This is a genomic window from Bacteroides sp. 3_1_23, assembly GCF_000162555.1.
GTDB lineage: Bacteria > Bacteroidota > Bacteroidia > Bacteroidales > Bacteroidaceae > Bacteroides > Bacteroides ovatus.
In genome coordinates this window covers 1,044,106-1,063,392 of record NZ_GG774955.1, presented here as the reverse complement: position 1 = coordinate 1,063,392, position 19,287 = coordinate 1,044,106, and the positions used below count along the sequence as shown (strand labels likewise).

General features: G+C 41.7%; 18 protein-coding genes and 1 tRNA gene. 12 read left to right on the top strand and 7 right to left on the bottom strand.

What is annotated here, in order from left to right:
• Positions 1 to 56: 56 nt before the first annotated feature.
• Together pth and HMPREF9010_RS02700 are read left to right on the top strand one after the other, a co-directional pair.
• Positions 57 to 623, top strand: a complete 567-nt coding sequence (pth, locus tag HMPREF9010_RS02695; RefSeq protein WP_032848766.1) for an aminoacyl-tRNA hydrolase — start codon at positions 57 to 59, stop codon at positions 621 to 623.
• Positions 624 to 724: 101 nt separating this feature from the next.
• Entirely contained in the window at positions 725 to 1,141 is a 417-nt protein-coding gene (locus HMPREF9010_RS02700) for an RNA-binding S4 domain-containing protein (protein WP_004302058.1), read from the top strand.
• A gap of 134 nt (positions 1,142 to 1,275) precedes the next feature.
• On the opposite strand, the gene HMPREF9010_RS02705 is transcribed toward HMPREF9010_RS02700, so the two are convergent.
• The 6 genes from HMPREF9010_RS02705 to HMPREF9010_RS02730 all read right to left on the bottom strand — a co-directional run bounded on the left by HMPREF9010_RS02705 (position 1,276) and on the right by HMPREF9010_RS02730 (position 10,432).
• Positions 1,276 to 1,701: an HIT family protein gene (locus HMPREF9010_RS02705; protein WP_004302057.1), complete on the bottom strand. Its 426-nt coding sequence runs from the start codon at positions 1,699 to 1,701 to the stop codon at positions 1,276 to 1,278.
• 49 nt (positions 1,702 to 1,750) lie between these two features.
• Positions 1,751 to 4,024 (bottom strand): cation:proton antiporter, encoded by a 2,274-nt coding sequence (locus HMPREF9010_RS02710; RefSeq protein ID WP_004302056.1) that lies wholly within the window; start codon positions 4,022 to 4,024, stop codon positions 1,751 to 1,753.
• A gap of 151 nt (positions 4,025 to 4,175) precedes the next feature.
• Positions 4,176 to 5,261, bottom strand: coding sequence for a glycine cleavage system aminomethyltransferase GcvT (gene gcvT, locus HMPREF9010_RS02715; RefSeq protein ID WP_004302054.1), 1,086 nt, complete (start codon positions 5,259 to 5,261; stop codon positions 4,176 to 4,178).
• A gap of 61 nt (positions 5,262 to 5,322) precedes the next feature.
• Positions 5,323 to 6,546, bottom strand: coding sequence for a peptidase T (gene pepT, locus HMPREF9010_RS02720; protein WP_004302053.1), 1,224 nt, complete (start codon positions 6,544 to 6,546; stop codon positions 5,323 to 5,325).
• A 152-nt stretch (positions 6,547 to 6,698) separates the two neighbouring features.
• A complete protein-coding gene (locus HMPREF9010_RS02725; RefSeq protein WP_004302052.1) occupies positions 6,699 to 8,108 on the bottom strand; it encodes an amidophosphoribosyltransferase in 1,410 nt (469 codons plus the stop codon).
• 164 nt (positions 8,109 to 8,272) lie between these two features.
• Positions 8,273 to 10,432, bottom strand: a complete 2,160-nt coding sequence (locus HMPREF9010_RS02730) for a glycoside hydrolase family 97 protein (RefSeq protein WP_008651307.1) — start codon at positions 10,430 to 10,432, stop codon at positions 8,273 to 8,275.
• Between the two features lie 268 nt (positions 10,433 to 10,700).
• Here HMPREF9010_RS02730 and HMPREF9010_RS02735 point away from each other — a divergent pair, with 268 nt between their 5' ends.
• The 6 genes from HMPREF9010_RS02735 to HMPREF9010_RS02760 all read left to right on the top strand — a co-directional run bounded on the left by HMPREF9010_RS02735 (position 10,701) and on the right by HMPREF9010_RS02760 (position 15,746).
• Positions 10,701 to 11,534 carry a M23 family metallopeptidase gene (locus tag HMPREF9010_RS02735; RefSeq protein WP_004302050.1) on the top strand — a complete coding sequence of 278 codons (834 nt, stop codon included), beginning with the start codon at positions 10,701 to 10,703 and terminating at the stop codon, positions 11,532 to 11,534.
• A gap of 10 nt (positions 11,535 to 11,544) precedes the next feature.
• Positions 11,545 to 12,321, top strand: coding sequence for a hypothetical protein (locus HMPREF9010_RS02740; protein ID WP_008651305.1), 777 nt, complete (start codon positions 11,545 to 11,547; stop codon positions 12,319 to 12,321).
• Between the two features lie 18 nt (positions 12,322 to 12,339).
• Complete coding sequence (gene crcB / locus HMPREF9010_RS02745) at positions 12,340 to 12,717, top strand: fluoride efflux transporter CrcB (protein WP_004302048.1); 378 nt, start codon at positions 12,340 to 12,342, stop codon at positions 12,715 to 12,717.
• A gap of 30 nt (positions 12,718 to 12,747) precedes the next feature.
• The gene (locus HMPREF9010_RS02750) at positions 12,748 to 13,410 is read left to right on the top strand and encodes a pentapeptide repeat-containing protein (RefSeq protein WP_004302047.1); all 663 of its coding nucleotides are present in this window, start codon (positions 12,748 to 12,750) and stop codon (positions 13,408 to 13,410) included.
• A gap of 179 nt (positions 13,411 to 13,589) precedes the next feature.
• The gene (gene eno / locus HMPREF9010_RS02755; protein WP_004302046.1) at positions 13,590 to 14,870 is read left to right on the top strand and encodes a phosphopyruvate hydratase; all 1,281 of its coding nucleotides are present in this window, start codon (positions 13,590 to 13,592) and stop codon (positions 14,868 to 14,870) included.
• Positions 14,871 to 15,272: 402 nt separating this feature from the next.
• Positions 15,273 to 15,746, top strand: coding sequence for a hypothetical protein (locus tag HMPREF9010_RS02760; protein ID WP_032852959.1), 474 nt, complete (start codon positions 15,273 to 15,275; stop codon positions 15,744 to 15,746).
• A gap of 278 nt (positions 15,747 to 16,024) precedes the next feature.
• Here HMPREF9010_RS02760 and HMPREF9010_RS02765 read toward each other — a convergent pair.
• Positions 16,025 to 16,098 (bottom strand) — tRNA-Thr (locus HMPREF9010_RS02765).
• Positions 16,099 to 16,406: 308 nt separating this feature from the next.
• Between HMPREF9010_RS02765 and HMPREF9010_RS02770 the strand changes: the two genes are divergently transcribed.
• From HMPREF9010_RS02770 to HMPREF9010_RS02785, 4 genes are read left to right on the top strand one after another with little or no spacing between them, the layout of a single operon-like run.
• Positions 16,407 to 16,964: a DUF4199 domain-containing protein gene (locus HMPREF9010_RS02770; protein WP_004316473.1), complete on the top strand. Its 558-nt coding sequence runs from the start codon at positions 16,407 to 16,409 to the stop codon at positions 16,962 to 16,964.
• 32 nt (positions 16,965 to 16,996) lie between these two features.
• Positions 16,997 to 17,947, top strand: coding sequence for a glycosyltransferase family 2 protein (locus tag HMPREF9010_RS02775; protein WP_004302041.1), 951 nt, complete (start codon positions 16,997 to 16,999; stop codon positions 17,945 to 17,947).
• 21 nt (positions 17,948 to 17,968) lie between these two features.
• Positions 17,969 to 18,553: a DUF6452 family protein gene (locus HMPREF9010_RS02780; RefSeq protein ID WP_004309772.1), complete on the top strand. Its 585-nt coding sequence runs from the start codon at positions 17,969 to 17,971 to the stop codon at positions 18,551 to 18,553.
• On the top strand, positions 18,537 to 19,286 hold the full coding sequence (locus HMPREF9010_RS02785) for a DUF6048 family protein (RefSeq protein ID WP_004302039.1): 750 nt from the start codon (positions 18,537 to 18,539) through the stop codon (positions 19,284 to 19,286). The genes HMPREF9010_RS02780 and HMPREF9010_RS02785 overlap by 17 nt, the downstream gene beginning before the upstream one ends.
• Position 19,287 lies beyond the last annotated feature (1 nt).

Here is a 19,287-nt window from a genome sequence, read left to right as displayed (position 1 = left end):
GTATTAATCTGCGTTTCTCTTTCTATATTAATGAACTGTTTTACGGAAAAACGATGATAAAATATTTAGTTGTCGGACTGGGAAACATTGGTCCCGAGTATCATGAAACCCGACATAATATCGGATTCATGACAGTAGAAGCATTGGCCAGAATTAACAATGCTCCTCCTTTTATGGATGGACGCTATGGATTCACCACCAGCTTTTCCATCAAAGGACGTCAGTTGATCCTGCTCAAGCCATCGACTTTTATGAACCTGAGTGGATTGGCCGTTCGCTATTGGATGCAGAAAGAAAATATTCCATTGGAAAATGTGCTGATCGTAGTAGATGATCTGGCTCTTCCTTTCGGAACGTTACGCCTAAAAGGAAAAGGAAGTGATGCAGGCCATAACGGATTAAAGCATATTGCCGCCACTCTGGGCACTCAAAACTATGCCCGTCTGCGTTTTGGAATCGGGAGTGATTTTCCACGTGGCGGACAAATCGATTACGTACTCGGTCACTTCACTGATGAAGACTGGAAGACAATGGATGAAAGACTGGAGATGGCAGGGGAAATTATCAAAAGTTTCTGTCTTGCCGGTATCGATATCACAATGAACCAGTTCAACAAGAAATAATGAACCTGTTCTATAAAAAATAAAGATAACAATGAACGGTTAGCGATCAATGATAACGTCCACTAACCGACTAATTATTTATCACTAAATAACTAACTAAAATGGCTGAAGCAAGAATAGATAAATGGATGTGGGCTGTCCGCATCTTCAAGACACGTACGATTGCAGCAGAAGCCTGCAAAAAAGGACGTATTACCATCAACGGTTCGCTGGTCAAAGCTGCCCGTATGATAAAACCGGGTGATGTTATTCAAGTGAAGAAACCACCTATCACATACTCATTCAAAGTATTACAACCGATTGAGAAACGTGTAGGAGCCAAACTGGTATCGGAAATGATGGAAAATGTAACGACTCCCGATCAATATGAATTACTTGAAATGAGCAAAATCAGCGGATTCGTAGACCGGGCACGTGGAACCGGACGCCCGACCAAGAAAGATCGCCGGGAACTGGAAGAATTTACAACTCCAGAGTTTATGGATGATTTTGACTTTGATTTCGATTTTGAAGAATAGGATAAATAGAAAAACGATGAATCGTAAACAATGAACGGTAAACAGACTGCGTTATATCCACAGGCTTGCTCACCGTTCATTGTTTACGATTTGTATAGCTTACCACTTATAGAGTTGCAGTTCGCCCTTTCTTTTTACAGATTCGCTTTAACAGCATCAATCAGTTCCTGATATTCTGCGTCAGTCAGATAAACCTTTCCCGGGTTCATTTGGAATATACCTCCATAATCAGGTCCATCCACATATTTAGGTGCTAAATGAAAATGCAAATGAGACAATTTATCCGAGTAAGCACCATAATTAATCTTTTCCGGCTGGAAAGCTTTTTGCATGGCACGAGTGACACGCGCTACATCTGCCATAAAAGCATTACGGTCTTCATCACTCAATTCATTCAAATCGTTCACATGGTCTTTATAAGAAACAAGACAACGTCCACGGTAGGTTTGTTCCTTAAACAAAAACACACGTGACACACTCAATTGCGCAATCTCAATCATCAGATTATGCAGCGTTTCATTGTTCTGGCAATACAGACATTCTTTCGGATCACTCTTCATGATATTATTATTTTAAGTTTTTATCGTTGCAAAAATAAGTATTCCATTCTTATCCGGCTTGTACTTTTTCGTTTTTTTGATCGACTAATTGGTACACATCCTCTTTTTCGCCTACCACCCAAACAACATCGCCTTCTTCGAGTGGAGCATTTACATCAGGAACCATCAGTGTACCGTCTTCACTTTCAACACCGGCTATCATACAATGATATTTGTCGCGGATACCCGATTCACGAATCGTTTTACCCAGAAAAACAGAATCACTGTCAATGATAAACTGCTTCAAAGCCATCTCGCTCTTTTCATAAACCTCCCAGTCTATCTTCGCTCCGTTTTGCATCGCCTCATTAAACACACTTAATTGTTCATCCGTCCCTATCACCTGTATCTTATCCATTGGAAACAGACGAACAGAACCACCGGGGATATTAATCCTCCTCTTTCCACGAAGAATAGAAGCAACATGAACTCCAAACTTCTTCCCCAAGTTCAGCTCCATCAATGTCTTTCCCGCCCAACTGGATTCACCCGGAATTTCCATATCGGCAAGATGCAAATCATGCGACAACAAACGACCGGCATACTCCGGCTTTTTCTCTCCCAGATACTCTGCACGTACATCTCTGGAACGGAGATTCTGGAAGAAACGACGTTCAATCAATATCGATTGCTTTTTCAAACGGCGAGACCATACCATCAACAATACAATAAGTACAGCCACTCCAATAATCAATCCGATAGACGCCTTAAATAATCCGGAAATAACAAAGATGACAAAAAGTGCCGCTATCATAATACGAATCACGATTGTCGATACCAGCGGCGCGCGGTTGGCACGGCTATCATGCCATAAGGTCATAAACTCAACCGAATGATTTTTCTTCACCATAATGGCACGCAAGAAAGGAGCAATACACAGAATCATAAATACCGCTCCCAACAACGATGCCCAGAAATGAGGCAGATTCTCTTTAAAGAATGGCACAACAAAACGAAAAGAAAGTGCAATAATCGACATACTGACAATTGAATAAACAACTGTTATACGTACCATTGACAAGATTAGCTTCTTCCACAAATTCTCGTGATTCAGAGCTGTTTGCGAACCGGAAGAATAACGCATCATTATTTTTTTCCATGATTCCGGAAGATGAGCATCCACAAAAGTAGAAGCCGGCTCGGCAAAACGAATCATATAAGGAGTCAGGAAAGTAGTAATCACAGAAACCGCTACCACTATCGGATACAGAAAATCACTCGTTACATGCAAAGAGACTCCCAAAGAAGCAATAATAAACGCAAATTCGCCGATCTGCGTTAAACTAAAGCCGCATTGCATAGCCGTCTTTAAAGGCTTTCCGGAGAGAATAACACCGAATGTACCAAAAACGGCCTGTCCCAAGATAACAGCCAAAGTAATAACTATAATAGGTACGGCATATTCTACAATCATTGCAGGATCCACCATCATACCGACCGATACGAAAAAGATAGCTCCAAAAAGATCCTTTACCGGTTTCACCAGCCGGTCTATGGATTCCGCCTCGATTGTTTCCGCCAGAATAGATCCCATTATAAATGCACCAAATGCAGCAGAAAATCCTGTATGAGCCGCCATCACTACCATACCGAAACAAAGTGCCAACGACACAATAAGCAGAGTCTCCTCTCCCATCAATTTCCGGCAGCGTTTCAAGAATTCAGGAATCAGATAGATACCGACAACAAACCACAGAATAAGGAAAAACAATAATTTCCCGATACTCTCCAACATCTCGGTACCTTCAAAATGTTGGCTTACCGCCATAGTGGAAAGCATCACCATTAATACAATAGCCAAAATATCTTCCAAAATCAAGATACTCAACACAAGTCCGGTGAACTGCTTCTTCCTTAATCCTAAATCATCAAAAGCTTTATAAATAATAGTAGTAGACGACATCGCAATCATACCGCCCAAGAACAGACTGTCCATCCTGTGCCAGCCGAAACCCATGCCGACTCCTATTCCCAACAAAATCATACAAAAGATGATGGTACAGGCAGCAATGATGGCAGAACCACCCACCTTGACAATCTTCTTAAAACTAAATTCCAAACCAAGAGCAAACAGCAAGAAAATAACACCAATATCCGCCCAAGTCTTAATATTGGCAGTATCCATCACTGAAGGAGTATACGGCATATGCGGACTTGCCAGAAATCCGGCAACTACATATCCCAAGACCAGAGGTTGTTTCAACTTCTTAAACAACAAAGTCATAACACCGGCACAAATCAATATAAGTGCGAGGTCAGCTATAAGAGTAGGTAATTGAGACATTATTTTATCGTATTTGATGACAAAATTATATTATTTCTATGGGATAAACAACATATTTACGGATATGTTTTGCAATAACCATCATAAAATAAGTTAGCCCCGGATAGAGTCGTAACTTATCCGGGGCTATACACAATAACAAGCTTATTTTTTACTTTCTAAAAGGCGGTTTCACTACCACAGCTTTCAATTTCCGACCACGCATATCGATACAGATTTCCGTACCCACCTTACTATATTCCGGTTTCACATATCCCATACCGATACCAATCTTACGGGTAGGCGACATCGTACCGGAGGTCACCACTCCCACTTTCTCGCCTTCATCATTCACCAGTTCATAGCCATGACGGGGAATTCCGCGATCAACCATTTCAAAGCCAACCAGTTTACGGGTAACACCTTCCGCTTTCTGTTTTTCCAGCATCGGACGGTTGACAAAATCCTTGCCCTCCACAAACTTAGTGATCCATCCCAATCCGGCTTCTATCGGAGAAGTCGTATCATCCAGATCATTGCCATACAGACAGAAGCCCATTTCCAACCGGAGCGTATCACGGGCACCCAAACCGATAGGTTTAATGCCATACTCTTCACCAGCTTCAAAAATAGCCTTCCATATAGAATCAGCCGCAGACGGATAGAAATAAAGCTCAAAACCTCCCGCACCGGTATAACCCGTATTGGAGATAATCACATTCTCTTCACTTGCAAACGTTCCAACCTTAAATGTATAATAAGGAATAGTAGCAAGATCAATATCCGTCAACTTTTGCAGAACCGAAATAGCCTTCGGACCCTGTATAGCAAGTTGAGCTATGTTATCCGACGAATTTTCCAACTCGGCTCCCTCCGTATTGTGAGAAACACACCAGTTCCAGTCTTTTTCCATATTGGAAGCATTCACCACCAACATGTATTTTTCCGGTTCATACTGATAAACCAGCAAATCATCTACAATCCCCCCATCCTCATTCGGAAAACAAGTATATTGTATTTTACCCGGAGCCAGTGCCGCCACATTGTTAGATGTTATTTTCTGCAGAAAGGCCAACGCTTGCGGTCCTTTCACCCAAAATTCTCCCATGTGCGATACATCAAATACACCGACACCTTGACAAACAGTTATGTGTTCATCAATGATGCCGGAGTATTCAATAGGCATATTATAACCTGCAAACTCGTGCATTTTAGCACCAAGTGCTATATGTTTCTCTGTAAACGGAGTGGTTTTCATTATTTTAAAGTATTAAGTTTTAAGTATCAGGTATTAAGTATTACCGGAGCTTACCGTCTTTTTATTTGGAAGCCACCAGTTCTGCTATTTTTACGATCACTTTCATTGCTTTCTCCATATTCTGGATAGGCACAAATTCGTAACGACCGTGGAAATTCAGACCACCGGCAAAGATATTCGGACAAGGCAATCCCTTAAAAGAAAGCTGCGCACCATCCGTACCTCCACGAATCGGTTTTACATTCGGTTTCACACCCACGGCTTCCATAGCTGCAAAAGCAGTATCGATGATGTGCATTACCGGTTCTATTTTCTCACGCATATTATAATACTGATCGCGCAGTTCGAGTGTCGCAGTACCAGCTCCATATTCAGCGTTCATTTGAGCTACCAGACGTTCTATCTCTTTTTTACGGTTCTCAAATTTTGCACGGTCATGATCGCGGATGATATAAGACACAGTGCTTTGCTCCACATCCCCCTGAATACCGATCAAATGATAGAATCCTTCATAGCCGGTCGTATGTTCCGGTCTTTCCTGTGAGGGAAGCATCGTAATAAACTGATTGGCAAGATAGATAGAGTTAATCATCTTATCCTTGGCATATCCCGGATGCACATTACGTCCTTTAAAGGTTATTTTTGCGGCAGCAGCATTAAAGTTCTCAAACTCCAACTCCCCTACTTCACCTCCATCCATCGTATATCCCCATTCGCAACCGAATTTCTCTACATCAAATTTATGAGCACCTTCACCAATTTCTTCGTCCGGATTGAAGCCGATACGGATTTTTCCGTGCTTGATTTCAGGATGTTCCTTCAGATACACCATTGCAGATACAATTTCCGCAATCCCGGCTTTATCGTCAGCACCAAGCAACGTCTTTCCATTGGTCACAATCAAGTCTTCTCCCTTATGATCCAGCAATTCCGGGAATTGTGATGGAGAAAGGACTACATTCTCTTCAGCACAAAGCACAATATCCGAACCGTCATACTTTTCCACAATGCGCGGAGTGACATCTTTACCCGTCATATCAGGACTTGTATCCATGTGGGCAATAAACCCGATAGTGGGTACTTCTTTATTTATATTGGCAGGAAGTGTAGCAAAAAGATAGCCATGCTCATCCAAAGTAATATCTTCCAATCCCAAAGATTCCAACTCTTTTTTCAAGTATTCAGCAAAAATCATCTGCTTCGGAGTACTTGGAGTAAGCCCTGTCGATTCATCAGATTGTGTATCGAAGCTTACATACTTTAAAAATCTGTCTACTAAAGTCATATTGTTTTAATTACAAGTTACTAATTACAATTTACAAATTGATAGTTTATAGTGCCGTAAAGGTAAAAAAAGAGCCGTGAATTACAAAGCAATTCACGGCTCTTTTTATTGTATACTTTTATCCGGATACTTAAATATCCTATTTGACTACTTTAAAAATGGCTGCTACCATCAAAGCAATGTGTACAAACCTTGCATTTAGGTAATCCGATAGCCTCAATCAGCGTTTCCAGTGTATTAAACTTCAATGAACTGAGACCGAAACGCTCTGCAATAATACTAACCATCTTATCGTATTCCGGAGAACCGGTAGTAGCATATTTCTCCAGGTTCTTATTCTCATCCCCTTCCAGTTCCTTGATAATACGACGGGTAATCAACTCCAATGCATTTTTAGAAGCCGAAAAACCAACAAACGGACAAGCATAAATCAATGGCGGACAAGCGATACGCATGTGCACCTCCTTTGCTCCGTAATCATACAGAATCTTCACATTGTCACGTAATTGAGTTCCCCGCACGATTGAATCGTCACAGAACAACAAACGTTTATTTTGCAGCATGGCACGGTTGGGAATCAACTTCATCTTAGCAACAAGCGAACGCATCTCCTGATTGCTCGGAGTGAAGCTACGAGGCCATGTCGGTGTATATTTTGAAATAGCACGATGGTAAGGAACCCCCTTTCCTTCAGCATATCCTAAAGCCATACCCACTCCCGAATCAGGAATACCGCAAGCACAATCCACTTCCGATTCATCTGTCTGTCCCATTTTCAATCCGCTGGTGAAACGCACTTCCTCTACATTCTTTCCTTCATAACAAGAAGTCGGGAAACCGTAGTACACCCACAAAAACGAGCAAATCTGCATATCCTCATTGGGCTTGCGAAGCTGGTCAACATGATCGTCATACATACGGACAATCTCACCGGGACCTAAATATCTCTCAATCTCATAATCCAGATTCGGAAAACTGGACGATTCGCTCGTTGCAGCATAAGCACCGTCTTTCCTTCCAATCACCACCGGAGTACGTCCCCATCGGTCACGGGCAGCGATGATACTACCATCTTCCGTCAGAAGCAACATCGAACAAGAACCCTTAATGTGCTTAAACACATTTTCGATACCTTCCACAAAAGTTCTGCCTTGTATAATAAGTAATGCGATAAGTTCCGTCTGGTTGGTGTTGCTCGAACTAAGTTCGGCGAAGTGCATGTTTTGACTGAGAAGTTCTTCTTCCAATTCCTGGATATTGACTATTTTAGCGACTGTGACAATGGCGAAGCGCCCGAGGTGAGAATTGATGATGATAGGTTGTGCGTCTGTGTCGCTAATGATGCCGATGCCGGCGTTTCCTTTGAATTTGTCCAGTTCTCCTTCAAACTTGGTTCGGAAATAAGTACTTTCCAAATTGTGAATGGAGCGTATAAAACCTTTTTCCTCACTGTATGTTGCGAGTCCTCCTCGCTTGGTACCCAGATGTGAGTTATAATCTGTGCCGTAGAATAAATCAGTCACGCAGCTAGTTTTCGAGACTGTTCCGAAAAAACCTCCCATGTTGTTCTCTTTATTGATGATGTTTTAAAAAAGATGGCGCAAAAGTACAAAAAAGAATTCGTCCTATAAAAAAAGCGCTCCGCAAAGTTTTAGTTTTCTTTGCGAAGCACAACTAATATTTATTAAAAAGCGGGGAATCCGGAAACAATCTTTTTACCGGAATCTTATTTCCATTTCTTGATCGTTTTCAAGTCAGCGGAAGTTGCTTCAATCAAACTTACTGCAAATCCTCCGCTACGTGCCAGCTTCACAGACATCTTATTCTTGTTTGTAACAAGTCCTTTTTTTATCTGGTAAGAAGTAGGATTCTTTTCAAAATCCGCCTCCTTTCCGTCAGCATAAAGAGTAGCTACATATTGTTTTCCCGGTTCGAGAAAATCAAGTGTAAAAGCAGAAGTACGGGGATTCTCATCGGTGATACCACCTACAAACCAGTTATCAGTACCTTTTGCCTTACGTGCTACGGTAATATAATCTCCCGGTTCCGCTTCCAGATACTTGCTGTCATCCCAATCAACGGCTACATCCTTGATAAATTGAAATGCATCCATGTGACGTTCGTAACCCTCCGGAAGGTCGGCTGCCATTTGCAAAGGACTGTACATCGTTACATAAAGTGCCAACTGTTTTGCCAAAGTTGTACGTACAAAACTGTGGTCGCCTGACAGGAAAGAAAGTTTTGTATCAAAGATACCCGGTGTATAATCCATCGGTCCACCAATCTGACGGGTGAAAGGAAGCAAAGTGGTATGGAACGGCTTATTCCCTGCAAAGGCTTCATATTCCGTGCCACGAGCCGATTCATTACCGATCAGATTCGGATATGTGCGACATAATCCTGTCGGACGGGTTGCTTCGTGAGCATTTACACAGATCTTATATTCGGCCGCTTTTTCCACCGCATATAAATAATGATTGTTCATCCACTGTCCGTAATGATGTTCTCCACGCGGAATAATATTACCTACATACCCGCTCTTCACAGCATTGTATCCGTTATCTATCATAAACTGATAGGCTTTATCAAGATGACGCTCGTAGTTACGTACAGAAGCGGAAGTCTCGTGATGCATCATCAGCTTCACTCCTTTTTCCTTTGCATACGCATTGAGCATCTTCACGTCAAAATCAGGATACGGAGTTACGAAATCAAAGACATAATCCTTCGAATTTCCGAACCAGTCTTCCCATCCTTCATTCCAGCCTTCCACTAAGATCTGGTCGAATCCATGCTCTGAAGCAAAGTCAATGTAACGCTTCACTTTGTCATTATTGGCTGCATGACGCCCGCTCGGTTTTGTTTGGGAATAATCCGTCTGTCCCAGTTTCACAGAATAAACATCATCCGTGTACGACCAGGAACTTTTTCCGGTAATCATTTCCCACCACACACCGATGTATTTCATCGGCTTAATCCAGGAAACATCTTCGTAGGCACAAGGTTCATTCAAGTTCAAAGTCAATTTGGAAGCCAGAATATCACGAGCATCATCACTGACAATCACCGTGCGCCAGGGTGAACGGCAAGGCGTTTGCATATAACCTTTATCCCCTTTTGCATCAGGAGTCAGCCATGATTCAAAAATCAGGTTCTGATCGTCAAGGTTCAGATGCATACAAGAATAATCAACCAAAGCCGCTTCATGCAGATTGATATACAACCCGTCGGCTGTCTTCATTTGCAAAGATGTCTGCACACCTGTTGGTGAAAAAGGAGTTTGAGAAGCATTTGGAGTAATTGCCCCTTGCAACAATCCGCGAATCTCTGAAAGCTTGGATTCGGTATAGTCATATTCCTGCGTATCATAATCGCCTGGAATCCAGAATGCCGTATGATCGCCGGCCATAGCAAACTGCGAATGTTCTTCTTTTATAACGAAGTAATTCAGATTCTTTTGCTGCGGGAACTCATAGCGGAACCCCAAGCCATCATTATAAAGACGAAAACAAATAATCAGATTACGATCTTGCGCCTTTTGATTCAGGGTAACAGCCATTTCATTATAATGGTTGCGGATCGATTTCACCTCTCCCCACACCGGTTCCCATGTTTCATCAAAAGCAGAAGTTTTAATATCGGCCAGAGTGAATCCTTTCATCAGTCCGGGATCATTTTTCAATTCCAGTCCCAGTTTCGAAGGTTTAATCACCTCTTTTCCTTTATAAGAGAGTTCATACACCGGTTCTCCTTGCATGTTGACAGAGAAATTAAGTTTTAATTGTCCGTCAGGAGAAGTGATACTTTCGGCCTTTGCTGATGTGCCGAAGAAAAAAGAGAGCAACAGGCAGACCCATATTGCAGTTCCTATTTTCATGTTCTTCATGATATAAATGAGTTAGTTAATAATCGTATGGCAAAGATAGACAGGAAACAATAGAGGTGTTTTTCTTTATAAAGAAAATATAGAAGGATATAGAAGTTGAAACGGGATAAACATTTAAATATAAAGCAGATAACAAATCCAGAAGCTAGAAAAAATATAGTGTCTATGGTGAAGAAATTAAAAGGATTAAAAACGCATATTACATAATCTTTCTATATTTGCAACGTATTATCCCAACTATATCAATAAACACTTTACTATTTAGAATATGGCACAGCACCTTAAATTGATCGCTCTATTGATTTTCACATTGTCCGCCAGCTACACTTCCGCGCAGTCTTTACGTAAACTGCTGGAACGTCCATACGGTATCATCGAGTCAAAATGGGAAAAAGATGCTCAGGGAACTACCGAACTCAATTACTACAATGAAGACTATTGCGACTATTATCTGTATCGTGCCAACGACCGTTCCTACAATTTAAGTAACGGAAAAAACACTATATTTAAAATAGAAAAGAACGCACAGGTAGACAATCCGTTTAAAAGTGCCTCTTCTTATACGTTCTGCCGGGGCAAATTTCCTAAAGATTTCAATATTCAGACTCCTTATGCCTTACCCGTAAAGAACAATCAAAAGACAGCCTGGAAAACCGATCCGCGTGAACCATTCAAGACCTTGAATTTTCACATCAAACAAGGTGATACAATCTACGCCACCCGCAGCGGAATAGCCTGTAAAACCACCAACCCGCAACAGCTGCTCATCTATCATCCCGATCAGACTTTTGCAGCCTATCTGGTGATGAACGAGAATTTTATCGAACCGGGCGAAGAAGTACAAGTTGGACAAGCCATAGGAAAGGCAGGCCCCACAGGTGCTGCCATCTCTTTCTTTTTTCTGGATGAAAATAAGTTCAAAGGAGGATTATCATCCGGATACCCTTACTCCCACTTTATTCCTGTATTCCGCACAACTGAAGGAGATGTGAAACCGGAAGAGAAAACCATCTATCAGGCTGTGACCGACCATGACCTTATCATGCAGGACATGAGTAAACGTGATAAAAAGAAATATATGAAGCTACACAACCTGAAATAATAGATGTATCATGCGCATATTTTTACTTTTCTTCCCGGTCTTCTTTTTCTGCGGTTTGCTTCATGCCCAAACCGTAAAAGTGGAATATGGCGGTGACCCGCTTCCCGACAAAGACCGGAAGAAGATAGAACAGTTTCTTCAACATGAGGTTGATTTCTATTCACAATTCGGACTGCCCGATACGCTGAGCCTCCAACTATATGTATTTGAAAATAGAAGAGAAGCAATCGATTACTTAGAAAGTATCAATGTGTCTCTGCCTATCAAGGCAAGTGGTGCATACTCACCTAAGCTACAAAAGGCAGTCATCTTAGGACGGGAGAATGGACGGGAGAGAAGTCTTGCCATTATCTATCACGAACTGAGTCATCATTTCGTTTCGCAGATTCTCGGCAAGCGTCCTCCAAGCTGGCTTAACGAAGGACTGTCGGAGTACTTCGAACATTGCACCATTCACAAAAAAGCAGTCCGCCACACATTTACCGAATACGAACAAGGGAGAGTTCGGACGATGTATATGCTGGGAGAAGTAAACCTTCCTACATTTTTAAATAGCAGCCAGAGCAAATTTATGAAACAGCAAATGACGGACGAGCAATACTCTTATATCCTTTCGCATGCGCTTGTCACTTTCTGGATAGAGAGCGTTCCTCGCGAGATATTCAAAAAGTTCATATCCGTTCTGCAAAACAAAAATGATCCGTCAACCGTTTCAGAACAAATCAATCTTGTTTATCCCGGAGGCTTCCAGCAATTCGAAAAAGATTTTGAAGCCGCCTACAAATAATATCAATCTTTCAATCAAATGAGTAAAGAAGTTATCTATATCTTTATCGGTGGAGGAACCGGTAGTGCACTGCGTTATTTCATCCAGTTGTTAATGCACGAACGAATCGTCCCTTATCATTTTCCATGGGCCACTTTCACGGTCAATCTTCTCGGCAGTTTTCTCATCGGCCTGTTCTATGCCCTTTCAGAGCGATTCCACCTTCCGTTCGAGTTCCGTTTGTTTCTGACAACGGGTTTATGTGGAGGTTTCACAACGTTCTCTACTTTCTCCAGTGACGGCGTAGGTCTGCTGAAAGGAGAATTTTACGGAGCATTTGTTCTATATACATTATTAAGTATAGGAATAGGATTAGCCGCAACGTTAGCCGGCGGATATGTGGGAAAACAGATTTAATAATTCGAATATAAATCCTACCTTTACGCCATGATTAAAAGAAGCCCAACCAAACCCGTCCGCGTTGTTCCTCCCATGATGGAAGAACAGGAAGTCAGTACTATTACCCTACAGAAATGGCTCGACAGAGAAGAAACCGTCTCTCATCTTTTATTCTGCAAAGGAAAAGAAGAAGGCATCGACAAATCTTATAAAAGTTTCAAAAACTGCACCTTTCAGCATCAGACATTCAGCGAATGTAAATTCCGTTCCTCCCAACTGACCGATGTCAGGTTCGAGAACTGCGACTTATCCAACATTTCTTTCGCTGAAAGTTCGCTCTACCGGGTAGAATTCATTTCCTGCAAGCTATTGGGTACCAATTTATCGGAAACAACAATGAATCACGTCTTGCTGCATGACTGCAACGCAGGTTATATCAATCTGGCTATGAGTAAAATGAACCAGGTACGTTTTGCACACAGCCAGCTCCGCAACGGAAGTCTGAACGACTGCCGTTTTTCATCCGTCGCATTTGAGAGTTGCGATCTCGTAGAAGCCGATTTTTCACACGCTCCGCTTCGCGGAATAGATTTGCGCACTTCCCGTATCAGCGGAATCACGCTTAACATCAGCGATCTGAAAGGGGCTGTCATCACTTCCCTGCAAGCAATGGATTTGCTTCCACTGTTAGGGGTTATTATCGAAGATTAAAATCCTGCAAATTCACCCCGCCGCACTCAAACAAAAAGCATCGTCCCGTTGTTATAGTATAAGGTCGGACTAACGACATATAGGGAATAGGCACAAAAAGAATACCTATTTATAGTGATTTCTCACTCCCCGTCAAGTCCGTACTTTTGCAGAAATCTTATTCAAAAACAATAGAAACGATGAAAATTGAAAAAATTGTAGCTCGAGAAATTCTCGATTCAAGAGGTAACCCCACAGTAGAAGTTGACGTAGTATTGGAATCCGGCATTATGGGACGTGCATCTGTGCCGTCAGGTGCTTCCACAGGTGAACACGAAGCATTGGAACTTCGCGATGGTGACAAACAGCGCTATGGTGGAAAAGGAGTACAAAAAGCGGTTGATAATGTAAATAAAATCATCGCTCCGAAACTGATTGGTATGTCTTCACTCAATCAGAGAGGTATCGACTACACAATGCTGGCATTGGACGGCACTAAGACTAAATCGAATTTAGGTGCTAACGCTATTCTCGGTGTATCTCTTGCCGTAGCTAAAGCTGCTGCCAACTATCTGGATCTTCCTCTATACCGCTATATCGGTGGAACAAATACGTATGTAATGCCTGTACCGATGATGAACATCATCAACGGTGGTTCACATAGCGATGCTCCGATCGCATTCCAGGAATTTATGATCCGTCCCGTAGGTGCTCCTTCTTTCAGAGAAGGTCTGCGCATGGGTGCTGAAGTATTCCACGCTTTAAAGAAAGTTTTGAAAGACCGTGGCCTTAGCACTGCTGTAGGTGATGAAGGTGGTTTCGCACCTAACCTCGAGGGTACGGAAGATGCTTTGAACTCTATTCTGGCCGCTATCAAAGCTGCAGGATACGAACCGGGCAAAGACGTTATGATCGGTATGGACTGTGCTTCTTCCGAATTCTACCACGATGGTATTTACGATTATACCAAGTTTGAAGGTGAAAAAGGTAAGAAACGCACTTCCGCAGAACAAGTTGACTACCTGGAAGAACTAATCAACAAATTCCCTATCGACTCTATCGAAGACGGTATGAACGAAAACGACTGGGAAGGCTGGAAAAAGCTGACCGAACGCATCGGCAACCGTTGCCAGTTGGTAGGTGACGACCTGTTCGTAACCAACGTAGATTTCCTTGCAATGGGTATCGAAAAAGGCTGTGCCAACTCTATCCTGATTAAAGTAAACCAAATCGGTTCGCTGACAGAAACACTGAACGCTATCGAAATGGCTCACCGTCATGGATACACTACTGTTACTTCTCACCGTTCGGGTGAAACAGAAGATGCTACTATCGCCGATATCGCAGTAGCTACTAACAGCGGACAGATCAAGACAGGTTCTTTAAGCCGCTCAGACCGTATGGCTAAATACAATCAGTTACTCCGCATTGAAGAGGAACTGGGAGATTTGGCTGTATATGGTTACAAGAGAATTAAATAATTCAATATTCTCTTACTTGAATAATTCATCCCCGGACAATTAGATTATCCGGGGATTTTTACATATTAACCATTCACTAAATCTTTTTGCATTGTAAGAAAACTAGCTTCACTAAGCATCAATAAATATCTCCAATATTTTGCGAATTGAATTAATAAGGCTACATTTGCAACGTCTAACATATTAACAGACGGTGGGGAAACCTGCCTACTATCGCAGCGAGCATTTTTATGTTCGTATGTGAACTCTTATATGGGCGGTTTCGTACCCCCATAGAGAGTGTTAATGCACCTCTAAACCTGCCGTCGGTATGTTAGACAATGGGACAGGCGAAACCGCTTTTTTATTAGCACTTCTTCCTCTCCCATCAATCTATTATTCATCTTTTAAATTCTAATGATTATGGAAAACAGTCAATTAAAAGACTTACAGGAAGAGGTTTCAGAAGCTACGAAACAGTATATCCTGACTACATTCAATTCTGAAAATGGAATGAAAACGTATTATTTGCTGATGTCAAACATAATACGCTCTGCGCACATTAATCCTCCCATTGACACCGAATACAACAGTTTAAAAAAGCTAAGCAAAAAGCTCAAGCAATATTGTACTTTCATTCAAACACTTGGCGAACATGAATGGGACAAGGGAATAGCCGATATTCAGAAAGCATTAGGCATTTATCTAATGCAAAATAACATCGAAAGTAAAGAACGCAAACAAACGAACCAAGAAATTGCCTCTCAACTGCAATTCATCGTTTTTCTCTCCGGGAATATAAATATCATCAAGCAACTTCATGGAATATTGCAACGCCATTTATCCAATGTGATGCTTTTACTCAGATCCTATCCTGAGCATAATATACAAGAATGAATAACAATAATGAATCAAAAAGAAACTATAAATATTTGCTTTTCTTAAAAATGGAATATTACAACAATTAGGGAAAAACCAAAATTCATCAAAGCTTCAAGAAGAACAGAAAGCTTATCAAGCTTCATATTATCAACACTTTATCAGTTTCCGAAATACACAGTTCCGAACTGGTCATTTCAGAACTGTGTATTTCGATAATATGCAAATATATAAAAAAAGCATCCAGACTAATACCTGAATGCTTTTTTCTTGGATTTGTTATATATCCTTTTTTGAGCCTCTTGTCGGATTCGAACCAACGACCCCGAGATTACAAATCACGTGCTCTGGCCAACTGAGCTAAAGAGGCGGGTGGGTAAGCTATCTATATCGCGCCGCTACAACCAACTACCTTTGCTGCGATCAAGCCCTGGAGGATTCGAAGGGAGCTGGCCGTATAGGACTTACCCGTTTTGCGGTTGCAAAGGTAGACATTTTTATGTATTCTGCAATAGCTGCAGACAACTTTTTTACTAACAAAAGACTAACAGACTACATTTCAGGCAATTAAAATTGCAAAAAAATATTCAGACAGCAACTTCCTCTGCTTTATTAACTTTAACAACCAGATTTCCCCTACCAACCGATATTATTTGTACCTTTGTGCGCAATTTATAAATGAAGATGACAGAGAACAGAAGCTATTTACAAAAATATGCCATGCATTTTGGCACGTATATGGGAATCTACTGGATATTGAAGTTCATATTATTTCCGCTGGGATTCCACATACCTTTCCTTTCGCTTTTATTTGTAATCCTGACATTGTCCGTACCTTTCATCGGATATCACTATGCGAAAATGTACCGGGATAAGATTTGCGGAGGAAGTATCCAATTTTCACATGCCATGCTCTTTACCATATTTATGTATATGTTTGCTTCTCTGCTGGTAGCTGTGGCTCACTACGCCTATTTCCAATTCATCGATCATGGATTTATCATCAACTCTTACATCCAGTTGTGGGACGAACTGATGACCAACACCCCGGCTCTGATAGAAAACAAAGAAGTTATAAAAGAAACGATAGATACCGCCCGTTCACTTACTTCCATCAATATCACCATGCAACTATTGTCATGGGATGTATTTTGGGGAAGCATCCTGGCCATTCCTACCGCATTGATGGTAATGAAAAAGGCCAAATCGGAAAATGACGGAGTGTCTCAATCGTAATTTGTAATTCGTAAGTAATTAGTAATAAAAAAATGGATATATCAGTTGTAATCCCATTATTCAATGAAGAAGAGTCACTACCCGAACTCTATGCTTGGATAGAACGGGTAATGCAAGCCAACGGATTCTCATTCGAAGTGATTTTCGTTAACGATGGAAGTACCGACCATTCATGGGAAGTGATCGAAAAGCTTAAAGCTCAATCGGAACATGTAAAAGGTATCAAATTCCGCCGTAACTACGGTAAATCACCTGCACTCTACTGTGGATTCGCTGAAGCGGAAGGAAACGTAGTCATAACGATGGATGCGGACCTACAAGATAGCCCGGACGAAATCCCCGAACTTTACCGGATGATTACAAAGGATGGCTACGACCTGGTATCCGGCTGGAAGCAAAAGAGATATGATCCAATTTCAAAGACACTGCCCACCAAGTTGTTTAATGCTACTGCCCGCAAAGTATCAGGCATCAAAAACCTGCACGACTTCAACTGCGGATTGAAAGCCTATCGCAAAGAGGTCGTAAAACATATCGAAGTGTACGGTGAGATGCATCGTTATATACCTTATTTGGCAAAGAACGCCGGATTCAAGAAAATCGGTGAAAAGGTGGTACACCACCAGGCGCGTAAATACGGCACAACAAAATTCGGACTGAACCGTTTCGTAAACGGGTATCTGGATTTACTCTCTCTTTGGTTCCTCTCCAGATTCGGCATCAAGCCGATGCATTTCTTCGGACTGTTGGGATCATTGATGTTTCTGATCGGAATGATTTCTGTCATCATCGTAGGTGCCAGCAAACTATATGCCATGTACAACGGTCTCCCCTACCGACTGGTGACCGACTCTCCCTATTTCTATTTGTCACTTACGGCAATGATTATAGGTACGCAATTATTCTTAGCCGGATTCCTTGGCGAACTCATCTCGCGCAATGCACCGGAACGGAATAACTATCAGATAGAAAAGAAAATTTGATTCACATTCAATAAACTGACTATGAAGAATTTAATTCGTATCTTTCTCATATTGACTATCATTGGCGGTGCAGTCAGCTTACACAGTGCCTGCTCGGATGAGAACGATTGCTCATTGGCAGGACGTCCGATGATGTACTGCACAATATATACCATTAATCCGGATAATCCTACTATTGCATTAAAAGACACGCTTGATTCATTAACAATCACAGCATTAGGCACCGACTCTATCATTCTGAACAATGAAAAGAATGTGCATACCCTGATGTTGCCACTACGATACACAAGTGACACTACTGTGTTCATATTCAGATACGATCCCAAACGTAGAGAAAAAGATTTTGACACATTATACATTGTACAACAAAATACTCCTTATTTCCAGTCCATGGAATGTGGTTATATGATGAAACAAAATATAATCAGCGCTAAATTTGGAAAACCGGGAAGACCGGGTAACCCTCCTCCCTATGGCAACGGGCAGCCGGACCAGATAGATTCTCTTCATATAAAAAATAAAGAAGCCAATACAAATGAAATCGAGAACTTGCAGATATTCTATAATTATCGGCCAGAACGCACACCTGATGAAACGACTAATTAGTCTGCTTCTGCTCTTTTGCATTGGGCTTCCGTTGCTGGCACAACAGCAACGTCCGGCGCAAACGCCCAAAAGAGATCAGAAGAAAAAAGAGGTTGCCGAGATAGATACCATTCCGCTCTACAATGGTACGTATGTCGGTGTGGATTTATATGGCATTGGAAGCAAGCTGCTGGGAGGCGACTTTATGAGTTCTGAAGTCAGCGTAGCCGTTAACCTCAAGAATAAATTCATCCCTACTATTGAGTTTGGTATGGGAGGAACAGATACCTGGAGCGAAACAGGCATACACTATAAGAGCAAAATGGCCCCATTCTTCCGAATCGGTGTGGACTACAACACCATGGCAAAGAAAAAAGAGAAGAATAGCTACTTGTATGCAGGACTTCGCTATGCATTCAGTTCATTTAAATATGATGTTTCCACAATGCCGGCAGATGATCCTATCTGGGGAGATGTAATAGGTAACCCCAGTTTGGAAGACGGTTATTGGGGAGGAAGTGTGCCATTCAGCCATCTGGGTATGAAAGGATCGGTGCAATGGCTGGAAATCGTTTTAGGCGTCAAAGTACGTATTTACAAAAACTTCAACATGGGGTGGTCGGTACGTATGAAATACAAAACCAAAGCATCTACCGGAGAATATGGAGACCCATGGTACGTGCCCGGTTACGGAAAGTTTAAATCAAATAACATGGGAATCACTTATTCCCTTATTTATAAATTGCCTCTTTAGA

Excerpts from the sequence above, each read along its gene's own strand:
- HMPREF9010_RS02700 (WP_004302058.1), top strand. The coding sequence starts at position 725 with ATGGCTGAAGCAAGAATAGATAAATGGATGTGGGCTGTCCGCATCTTC.
- HMPREF9010_RS02705 (WP_004302057.1), bottom strand. The coding sequence starts at position 1,701 with ATGAAGAGTGATCCGAAAGAATGTCTGTATTGCCAGAACAATGAAACG.
- HMPREF9010_RS02710 (WP_004302056.1), bottom strand. The coding sequence starts at position 4,024 with ATGTCTCAATTACCTACTCTTATAGCTGACCTCGCACTTATATTGATT.
- gcvT (WP_004302054.1), bottom strand. The coding sequence starts at position 5,261 with ATGAAAACCACTCCGTTTACAGAGAAACATATAGCACTTGGTGCTAAA.
- pepT (WP_004302053.1), bottom strand. The coding sequence starts at position 6,546 with ATGACTTTAGTAGACAGATTTTTAAAGTATGTAAGCTTCGATACACAA.
- HMPREF9010_RS02725 (WP_004302052.1), bottom strand. The coding sequence starts at position 8,108 with ATGGGAGGTTTTTTCGGAACAGTCTCGAAAACTAGCTGCGTGACTGAT.
- HMPREF9010_RS02730 (WP_008651307.1), bottom strand. The coding sequence starts at position 10,432 with ATGAAGAACATGAAAATAGGAACTGCAATATGGGTCTGCCTGTTGCTC.
- HMPREF9010_RS02735 (WP_004302050.1), top strand. The coding sequence starts at position 10,701 with ATGGCACAGCACCTTAAATTGATCGCTCTATTGATTTTCACATTGTCC.
- HMPREF9010_RS02740 (WP_008651305.1), top strand. The coding sequence starts at position 11,545 with ATGCGCATATTTTTACTTTTCTTCCCGGTCTTCTTTTTCTGCGGTTTG.
- crcB (WP_004302048.1), top strand. The coding sequence starts at position 12,340 with ATGAGTAAAGAAGTTATCTATATCTTTATCGGTGGAGGAACCGGTAGT.
- HMPREF9010_RS02750 (WP_004302047.1), top strand. The coding sequence starts at position 12,748 with ATGATTAAAAGAAGCCCAACCAAACCCGTCCGCGTTGTTCCTCCCATG.
- eno (WP_004302046.1), top strand. The coding sequence starts at position 13,590 with ATGAAAATTGAAAAAATTGTAGCTCGAGAAATTCTCGATTCAAGAGGT.
- HMPREF9010_RS02760 (WP_032852959.1), top strand. The coding sequence starts at position 15,273 with ATGGAAAACAGTCAATTAAAAGACTTACAGGAAGAGGTTTCAGAAGCT.
- HMPREF9010_RS02770 (WP_004316473.1), top strand. The coding sequence starts at position 16,407 with ATGAAGATGACAGAGAACAGAAGCTATTTACAAAAATATGCCATGCAT.
- HMPREF9010_RS02775 (WP_004302041.1), top strand. The coding sequence starts at position 16,997 with ATGGATATATCAGTTGTAATCCCATTATTCAATGAAGAAGAGTCACTA.
- HMPREF9010_RS02780 (WP_004309772.1), top strand. The coding sequence starts at position 17,969 with ATGAAGAATTTAATTCGTATCTTTCTCATATTGACTATCATTGGCGGT.
- HMPREF9010_RS02785 (WP_004302039.1), top strand. The coding sequence starts at position 18,537 with ATGAAACGACTAATTAGTCTGCTTCTGCTCTTTTGCATTGGGCTTCCG.